Annotated in this window: 8 protein-coding genes; 5 read left to right on the forward strand and 3 right to left on the reverse strand. The window is 38.1% G+C overall.

The window, feature by feature from the left end; translation table 11 throughout:
- Nucleotides 1–67: 67 nt before the first annotated feature.
- A complete protein-coding gene (locus P9B04_RS10185; RefSeq protein WP_342054880.1) occupies nt 68–1,345 on the reverse strand; it encodes a glycosyltransferase in 1,278 nt (425 codons plus the stop codon).
- An 86-nt stretch (nt 1,346–1,431) separates the two neighbouring features.
- Here P9B04_RS10185 and P9B04_RS10190 point away from each other — a divergent pair, with 86 nt between their 5' ends.
- Nucleotides 1,432–1,974, forward strand: coding sequence for a hypothetical protein (locus P9B04_RS10190; RefSeq protein ID WP_342054881.1), 543 nt, complete (start codon nt 1,432–1,434; stop codon nt 1,972–1,974).
- A 53-nt stretch (nt 1,975–2,027) separates the two neighbouring features.
- Here the strand turns inward: P9B04_RS10190 and P9B04_RS10195 are convergent, their stop codons facing one another.
- A complete protein-coding gene (locus P9B04_RS10195; protein ID WP_342054882.1) occupies nt 2,028–3,329 on the reverse strand; it encodes an RICIN domain-containing protein in 1,302 nt (433 codons plus the stop codon).
- Between the two features lie 227 nt (nt 3,330–3,556).
- Between P9B04_RS10195 and P9B04_RS10200 the strand changes: the two genes are divergently transcribed.
- Nucleotides 3,557–4,540, forward strand: coding sequence for a hypothetical protein (locus P9B04_RS10200; RefSeq protein WP_342054883.1), 984 nt, complete (start codon nt 3,557–3,559; stop codon nt 4,538–4,540).
- A gap of 78 nt (nt 4,541–4,618) precedes the next feature.
- Entirely contained in the window at nt 4,619–5,686 is a 1,068-nt protein-coding gene (locus tag P9B04_RS10205; RefSeq protein WP_342054884.1) for a hypothetical protein, read from the forward strand.
- 3 nt (nt 5,687–5,689) lie between these two features.
- Here P9B04_RS10205 and P9B04_RS10210 read toward each other — a convergent pair whose 3' ends face one another.
- Nucleotides 5,690–6,499 carry a creatininase family protein gene (locus P9B04_RS10210; RefSeq protein WP_342054886.1) on the reverse strand — a complete coding sequence of 270 codons (810 nt, stop codon included), beginning with the start codon at nt 6,497–6,499 and terminating at the stop codon, nt 5,690–5,692.
- Between the two features lie 113 nt (nt 6,500–6,612).
- On the opposite strand from P9B04_RS10210, the gene P9B04_RS10215 reads away from it, so the two are divergent.
- Nucleotides 6,613–7,692 (forward strand): glycosyltransferase family 4 protein, encoded by a 1,080-nt coding sequence (locus P9B04_RS10215; RefSeq protein WP_342054887.1) that lies wholly within the window; start codon nt 6,613–6,615, stop codon nt 7,690–7,692.
- Between the two features lie 142 nt (nt 7,693–7,834).
- Nucleotides 7,835–8,446, forward strand: coding sequence for a hypothetical protein (locus tag P9B04_RS10220; RefSeq protein ID WP_342054885.1), 612 nt, complete (start codon nt 7,835–7,837; stop codon nt 8,444–8,446).
- The last annotated feature ends 26 nt before the right edge of the window (nt 8,447–8,472 follow it).

The raw sequence follows: 8,472 nt of genomic DNA on the forward strand, positions 1-8,472 counted from the left end.
ATCTTTGTCCCCTAACTTTCGGCGAGTCCCCCCAGACTTTTTGAGAAGCTTCATCCCTCAACAATATTTATGACTTTACTAATAGTTTTTCGATGGCATCACAAGCGTTTTTGACACCGTCTTCCTGTTGCATTAATCGACTAACTTCTGTAGCTTTTTGTTGATAGCTAGGATTTAGTAAAAGTTCTTTGAGTTCCCAAACCAGGCGATCGCAACTATATTCTTCACGAGTCAGCGATCGCCCTACTCCTAAATTCACTAAACGGGTAGCATTATCTGGTTGATCGTGGGCGTAGGGAACCACTAAAACCGGTTTTCCTGCCAATAAACTTTGTCCTGTAGTCCCCACCCCACCATGATGCACAATGGCGGCTGCATGGGGAAAAATTTGGGAATAGGGAGCATAATCCGCTACCATCACCCCATCGGGAATATTATTAGGGGAGATTTGATAAGCACCTTGTCCCATCAATAAAATAGCACGGTAACCCAATTTAGCTACTGCTTTGGCACCTTCCATATAAAAATTACCAGGAGTTCCCACAAATAATGAACCCAATGTAAAAATAATAGGCGGTTTTCCTGCTGCTAAAAATTGTTGAATTTCTGATGATAAAAATTTGTTATCGTGGCGATCAAAAAAAGGAAATCCCGTTAGTTTAGTTTGTCGAGGCCAATCCGGTTTTCTTTGAGCAAAAAACTGTGAAAATAAAGCCAAAACTAACTGAGGAGAATGTTGACCCTCAAACACAGGATCAAAACCCTCTTTTAATCCCAATTCTTCTCTAAATTGACGACAAGGCGCACTCCAAAAACGACCCTGATAACGAATGTTTCTCAAAATTGACTCTGCCGCTACTTGTTGTAATGCTACTTCGTAAGGAGAATTTTTGACAGCATTATAGGGTAAAGAGGGATAAGCAGATAGAAAAGAAATAGGAGATAAAACAGTAGATACCCAATTAATATTAGTAGTTTCTACTAACAAAGAAGCGGCAAAAGAAAGATGATGACTAATTAAAAGACTAGCACCCTTAACTGCTTCCTTGAGGTCATAATAAGTAGCACGAATATGAGGCATTAAAGCATAAGAAATAGCATATTCACTTTCACGTTGAGATTGTCTTAAAGCTTCAATTAGAGATAAATCTTGGATTAAATTTAGTAAAGCATCTGGTCGAATTGGGTGAAATTCTAGCCCTTCTTTCTGAAACTTTTGTCTAAAACTTTCCCCCATCGCCATTACAGGTTGATGGCCCCTTTTTTTTAGTTCTAAGGCAATGGCAATGTAAGGATGAATGTCCCCCAAGGAACCATAAGTAGTAATGACAATCTTTTGACCCATAATAACTACATAAAAAAATCTAAAATACAGTTCATAACTGTTATATTATAAATTAGTTAATTTGTGTTTATTTTAATAATAAATTAATGATTGAATCCTTAGAAAACCGATCACAAAAATCAGCAGAATGGATCTATAATTTAGTAGAAATTTTGCGTCTTCAAAATAACTCTACCTGGAGAAGTTTAGTCAAAACAACAACAGGAAAAACTGCTACTATTCTTTTAGGCGATATATCATTGCAACTACAAGCATCTAAGACTAAGCCTCTTAAAGTTTCTATTAATTATCCTGTAGAAATAGACAATTATAATTTTAGTTGTGATGCCGAAACCATAAGGGATATTATTGCAGGGAAAGTAACCCTTGATCAAGCCTTACTCAAAAATCAAGTTTATTTGCGAGGAACCTTCACCGACTTACAAGGAATCAGTCAATTAATCAAAGAAATTTTAGCAGATACTGCTATTAATTTACAGCTACAAAGACACTGGGAAGACTTCGAGGAGATGTGGAGTTCTTCCTCTTCTTTACCCTATTATTCCTTAGACAATCAACAAACAAATTATGCCGAATTAATCTCAATGATACCCGAAGACATCTTAAATATTGAAATTATTTCTGAGTAATTGAGAGGGGTTAATACTTGCTAACCCCTACTATTCTTTTTGATCAATAGACCCTAATTTTTAGCAGGTCTTGTATAAATTCCTAGAGTACCAATGTAACATCCTAGTTCACGTTTCCATGCAGACATAGCATTACTAAGATCGAGACCTAGAGGTTGTGTAAAAGTACCATAAAGACTAATAATTTCATGACCTTGAGGAGCTTCTATGGTGATAGGAATGATCTTTTCAATCATACTATCAAATCCACCACTCCCAGATAATAAAGAAGGAAATTGGCGTCCTACTCGATAATATTCATCGTTAGGCAGATGTCTATAACCTGACCCTTCTTCATTATCATCAGTAGAAGGGAATCCATAAGATGCGCCATCATTTGTCACTAAGTTAAGTGTACCAAAAGCAGTAATTTCTGAGGCATTCTTTCCAGAAGTTCGACTGCGTGTCCATAAACCTGTAATTTTAGTAATATACTGGTCAGGGCGTATATTGTATCCATAATTAGGGGATATTACATGCCCAGGACTACCGAAACCACCGAAACCACCTGGGTTTTTTAAGTTAATCCAATATAAAATAGGTTCATAGCGAATACCACCTAGAAGCCAGGTATGAAACATATTAAAAGATAGATGTTGTAATCGAATATCTTCGATGGGAATATCCGGTCTAGACTCAGGCAAAGGAAAATCAAAAGACCGAGTTGTGTGCATAGGTCCCAGCGAATCTGTCGGCATCGATATTTTTTCTACCTTTTTGTAGTTAACTACCGGTGAGATTACTTTGTTGTCTGTTTTTGATTTGTCTTTGGGATCTGTTTTTGATTTGTCTTTGAGCAAATCATTACAAAGTTCATCGTTATCAACATAGCGTATTTCCCATTGTTCATCCGCTTGTAAATTTTTCTTTGTTAAGTCTTCAAGGGGTTGATACTCCACATCATCAGTGCTTTGTTGATTAGGGAAAAAACTTTGGAGCCAACTACCAGGATTGTCATAAGAATCTGGTTTTCCTTGCAAAAAAGAATCATTGGAACCTCCCAGACATTGCAGTGATCCGTTATCATGGAGTACCCACTTTTGATGATCCGTTTTGTTACTAATAGGTTGAAGAGAGAGGGGTTTAGAGTTAGCTGGATCGTAGGTTAATGCGTCTGTATCATGCTCAAAATTTGTAATCACACCGTCATCATCAATTAGCCATTGTTGGCTTTTTGTTATGGGTTGTGAAGTGTCATGCAACACCTTTTCATTCAGTTGTGAATGAGTTAAACAAATTCCCTTGGTTCCAAACTTACTGGTATCGAGCAATAAGCCATCTTTCTTGTTGACAAATTTAACAGTTCTTGCAGCCATTTGAATCCTTCTCTAAAAAATTACAAAATTGTTGCTCTTGACACCGATAATACACGGAACAGATAGACAATATTTTTCTTGTTGCAATTCTTGAAAAATCTACAATTATGATTATTATTTTTTACAAATATTAATCGGCCAAGATACTACTTATCAAGGACAATTAATCAAGAGATAGAAAAATCTCTTTAAGTCCTTAAATCAGTTCAAAAGAACTTGGCTAAATTATGGCAAAAATCATTACCCAGACAACGGATCTTCGTACCTGGAAAGAAGAATCTTATGTATCAGGTTCAGCCCAGTGGACAGTATCAGGAAATGGGGAACAAGTAGTTCAATCTATAAATGGTAATCCGGCCTTTTTTTATAGTGATTTCACTGTTTTTAATACTAAAGTTTCTGGAACAATTATTCCTGGAAATAGTGGTGACGATGATTTTATTGGTTTTGCTTTAGGGTTTAATCCTGGAGATACTAAAAACCCCAATGCTAACTTTATTTTGATCGACTGGAAAAAAGGGACTCAAGCTTATGGAGGTGGGACTGCACAAGTTGGTCTTGCTGTTTCTTTAGTAACAGGAATTCCTCCCTTAACTCCTGATATGTGGGGTCATACTGGAAAAGTTAAAGAACTTGCACGGGCTAAAACATTAGGTAGTGTAGGATGGGTAAATAATGTGGAATATAAATTTGATTTTGTTTATGGAAAAAGTCATCTAGAGATTTTCGTTAATGGAGTTTTAGAATTTGATATCCAGGGAAATTTTTCGGAGGGACGTATTGCTTTCTATAACTATTCCCAGGAGAATGTTATATATAAAGGCTTTGAAAGCAAAATTTTTCCCAATGGCAAAGTGGAAGTCCCTGCTAATTTAGTAGCTGGTTTAGAATTTTTGAATCCCTTAGACGAAGGGGTTGCTAAAGTCAAACTTACTCCCTCTGGAAACTGGTCCGTAAAAAGCGATAAAACAGTAACTTCTGCTGGAGAAAAGGATGCTAAACTATTCAATCAGGTGGCTTATCCTAATAATACTCCCTATAGTTTAGTGGTTCTGAATCAAGCTACAGATCAAGTTATTGATGAGTTAGACAGCACAAAAGTTATTACTATGGAGGCAGCTCAAAAAATTGTTTTGAAAATGAATGATGAACCAGGATGGTATTGGGATAATACAGGAAATATTGCGGTAGATTGGATAGTAGTGGAATAGTTTTTGTCAACATTATAGGTAGTTATTAAAAGAGTAACTACCTATGTTTTCTAGAACATTTTAAATCACTTATTTTTTATGACAGTTGACGAAGGATTGTTATCTTCCATAGAAAAATTACGCACTCCTCTCAATAATGCCAATGCTCCTATTGATTGGAAAGATTGGTATCATTATATTTTAATAGACATCCAAACTGAAATACGGGTATTAGTTAATATTAGTTTAATAGGAAGAATAGAAAAAGGAGAAATTCAAACAACCTTTATTGTAACCATTCCTTCTGATAACTTACAAGAAAAATTATCTCCATCGGTTCCTATTTTAACCTTTGGTATTGCCTTCTCTCAAGAATGGACAATCGATAATGTTCAAAGGAATCCTTTACAAATACAAGGCAAGCAAATTAGCTTGAATATTGTTAATAAAGATTGTTCTTTAACCGTCAATGATTCTCGTTCTCAACTGGGGATTAATTTTCGAGGACAAGCAAAAGCTACACCCTTATTAGTGACAGAAAACTCTCCTTTTGGTAGTGGTTTTATCGGTTGGGGTTTTGTTCCTGGATTACAAGTCAATGGAGAATTATCTATTTGCAATCAGACCTTTGATATTAATGAAAATTGGTGTTGCTATCACGATCGCAACTTTGGTCGATTTCGTTGGGGAGAAGACATAGGTTGGGAGTGGTTGGTGGCATTTCTAAGAGATGAAAATGGCCAAAAATTTACTATAGTTCTAGATAAAAGAACCAACAAAGATCATTTTATTTCAGGACTTGCTTATATTTTTATTTATCAAGAAAACGAACCAATGAAAACATTTGTTGGAGAAAATCTACAAATTAACTGGCAATGGACAAATTCCCCCGTAACACCCTTAAGATTGCCAGGAATTATGGCATCATTGTTCAACGAACGCAGCTTAAAAATGCCTCGAAGTTTAGAGATTAGGGCAACTGATTCCCAAGATAATCTCACCCTTAATATTCAGTTTGAAACAGCAACTGAATTAATTGTTCCTGATAATCAAGCTAGACAATATAGTTTTATAGAAGAAGTAACTGGAAGCACCGAAATGACCCTTTTCTCAGGAAATCAATTTATTAAAGCTACAGGAATAACTTACGCAGAATATGTAATTTGAAGGTTAAAACTTAGAAGTCGGTTGTCTAAAGCGATATACATCCTTAATTACTTGAACCCAACCATCAGAAACAGAAGCCAAAAGGCGATCGCCCTTTTCTTTTGTCGCCGCCGTAGCATCTCCCATCACCCCGGTTTTGCTCAATTCCTTAGTCAACCAAGCAAAGGGTAACTTTCCTTCCATACTCACCAAACCATCCTGTGGCAACCCTTGAGGGTACTCCTTAACCGCTTGGGACATTTGCACTTGATCGGGCAACAAAGCCAGTAAAATACTGGTTTCTGCATCTCCTGCATGGATACCATATTCCAACTCTTGAGGGGTTAATAACTCCTTAGCAATATGGGGAACTCGCCAAGTAAAAAAAGGAAACACCGAAAAATCTTGGTATTTTTGGTGAATATCCCTAGCTGCAATTTCCATAATTTGGGGTTGTCCCCCGTGGGAGTTCATCAAAATTAGTTTCCGAAACCCAGAACGATAAACACTTTCAGCCACTTCGGTGATGACAGATAACAATGTAGTTGCACTCAAACTAATAGTTCCAGGGAACCCCCAATGCTCATTAGATTTGCCATAATAAAGACAAGGTAAAGCATAAGCTGGAATCTCTGACGGCAACTTCTCCAAAGCCTTACCCAACACCCCCAAACTGATAGCTGCATCCACTGCGATGGGTAAATGAGGGCCGTGTTGTTCGATCGCTCCGATAGGTTGTATGACGACGACATTTTCCTTATCCTCCATTGAGTCAATATCAGTCCAACAAAGATAAGGGAAAAAACAGTGAGGAGGGATAAAACCGTGCATGATGGTTGCTCTGATGGTTGTAACACAATTACAGTTTACAGGTTTCACCAAAATAGAGTAACTTAAGGTAAAAATTGTTACACACAATGAAAAGGTAATAAACCAAACCCATGTCAATGCCAACAGAACTATATCATCTCGTTGCTTTTATCATCGCACTGACGGTGGTTTGGTGGAGTACCCCCATCATTAACGAGTTTGGGCAAAAGAAAGGTATTGTTGATAACCCAAAAAACGATGCCAACAACCGTAAAATGCACCAACGGCCAATGGTGCGCTTAGGAGGGGTTTCTATTTTTGCAGGAACAGTAATTGCCCTATTATTAGTTTGGATTTTGGGAGGATTTGGCTGGTTACCTCCCGACAAGGAGTGGGAAATTTGGGGGGTAACAATGGGAGGTGTCGCCTTTTTCCTCATTGGTTTGGCGGACGATCTTTATGATTTAAGTCCCATGACTCGCTTAATCTTACAAACCGTCGTAGCTAGTGCAGCTTGGGGGGTGGGAGTTCGCATCGAATTTTTGTCGGTTCCCTTCGGCAGTTTAGTTCAAATTGGTTTATTTAGTCTTCCCATCACCGTTATTTGGCTGGTAGGAATGGCCAATGCGATTAATTGGATCGACGGTTTAGACGGATTAGCTGCTGGGGGATGTGGTATTTCTGCAGTGGTGATGATGGTGTTGGCTTTGTTTATGGAACAACCTGCCGCTGCGTTGATCGCTGCAGCCTTAGCCGGGGCAGCTTTAGGTTTTCTCAGATACAATTTTAACCCTGCTCAAATTTTTATGGGAGATGGTGGGGCTTATTTCATGGGGTTTACCCTCGCTGGTGTGGGAGTGGTTGGTTTGGTAAAAGTAGCTACTGTGGCAACGGTAGCGGTAACGGCGGTTTTATTACCTTTTGTGGTCTTAGCTGTTCCTATCCTGGATATGTCGGTGGTGATTATTTCCCGTATTAGTCAGGGTAAATCCCCTTTTATCGCAGACAAACGTCATTTACATCACCGTTTGATCCAAGCAGGTATCTCTCACCGTCTCACGGTTTTATTCATCTATGCGTTGACTTTATGGGTGGGGAGTATCGCCCTGGGGCTTTCTAATATTCCCAGTGGTTGGGGATTTGCTATCGCAGCCACAGTATTACTGGGATACGTTGGTTGGCAAGCTTGGCGCAAACGTCGAGAAGTTCATCATTAATCATTAAGTTTTTACCATAAGATACCAAAGTTGCCAATCTTCTCAAATTATCTTTTATTTTTTCCAGCAATCTAGTGACAAAACATTTTCCCTATGATAGCTTGGGCAGTAAGTAAAAATTCTCAACTAAGGAATCTAAAAAATGAAACAAAGTGTAAAAGCACTGATTGGTGCTAGTGCAGTTGCGTGCATTGGTTTAAATGCGGCTCCCAGTATTGCATCTACATTTATAGTAGATTTCACTGGTGATGGAGGTAATCTAGGTAATAGAGTTGATTTTGGCCCTCTTGAGATTGCTGGGATCAAGGATTCGACTCCCTTTTTTCTCGCTCCTCCCCCTCCCCTAGTTGACATTGATCAAAATGCAGAAGGTGTTGGAGTAATAGGTGACTTTCCAATTGGAGATCCTGATGCAGTAGGCCGACAGTTTAATGTTAATGAGAATGATCCTATGGATCCCATGAATCCTCTGGGCCGATTCAACAACCTTGAATCATTAGTATGGACTTTTGATCATAATGTTGCTCTAAATTCAATCAGTTTTGGACCTAATTCGGTTGGTTTGGTTAATATTTTCGAGCTTACTATTGAGAATGACGAAATAACAAGTATAAATAATTTTGATAGTCCTGCCATTATTAATATCACTGGAGGGGGTGATTTTGATTTAAGTGCTTTTGGTTTAGAGAGTAAGTCATTTACTGCTTTCCCAATTAACAATCAAAGCTGCTTCATGAAACCTAGACAAACCTAGACAGGCTTGATGTTCAATTCCTGCTT

Origin of the sequence: Crocosphaera sp. Alani8 (assembly GCF_038442745.1) — a bacterium.
Classification (GTDB): domain Bacteria; phylum Cyanobacteriota; class Cyanobacteriia; order Cyanobacteriales; family Microcystaceae; genus Crocosphaera.

Coding starts and splice junctions, on each gene's coding strand:
- P9B04_RS10200 (WP_342054883.1), top strand. CDS start 3,557: ATGGCAAAAATCATTACCCAGACAACGGATCTTCGTACCTGGAAAGAA.
- P9B04_RS10190 (WP_342054881.1), top strand. CDS start 1,432: ATGATTGAATCCTTAGAAAACCGATCACAAAAATCAGCAGAATGGATC.
- P9B04_RS10185 (WP_342054880.1), bottom strand. CDS start 1,345: ATGGGTCAAAAGATTGTCATTACTACTTATGGTTCCTTGGGGGACATT.
- P9B04_RS10220 (WP_342054885.1), top strand. CDS start 7,835: ATGAAACAAAGTGTAAAAGCACTGATTGGTGCTAGTGCAGTTGCGTGC.
- P9B04_RS10205 (WP_342054884.1), top strand. CDS start 4,619: ATGACAGTTGACGAAGGATTGTTATCTTCCATAGAAAAATTACGCACT.
- P9B04_RS10195 (WP_342054882.1), bottom strand. CDS start 3,329: ATGGCTGCAAGAACTGTTAAATTTGTCAACAAGAAAGATGGCTTATTG.
- P9B04_RS10215 (WP_342054887.1), top strand. CDS start 6,613: ATGCCAACAGAACTATATCATCTCGTTGCTTTTATCATCGCACTGACG.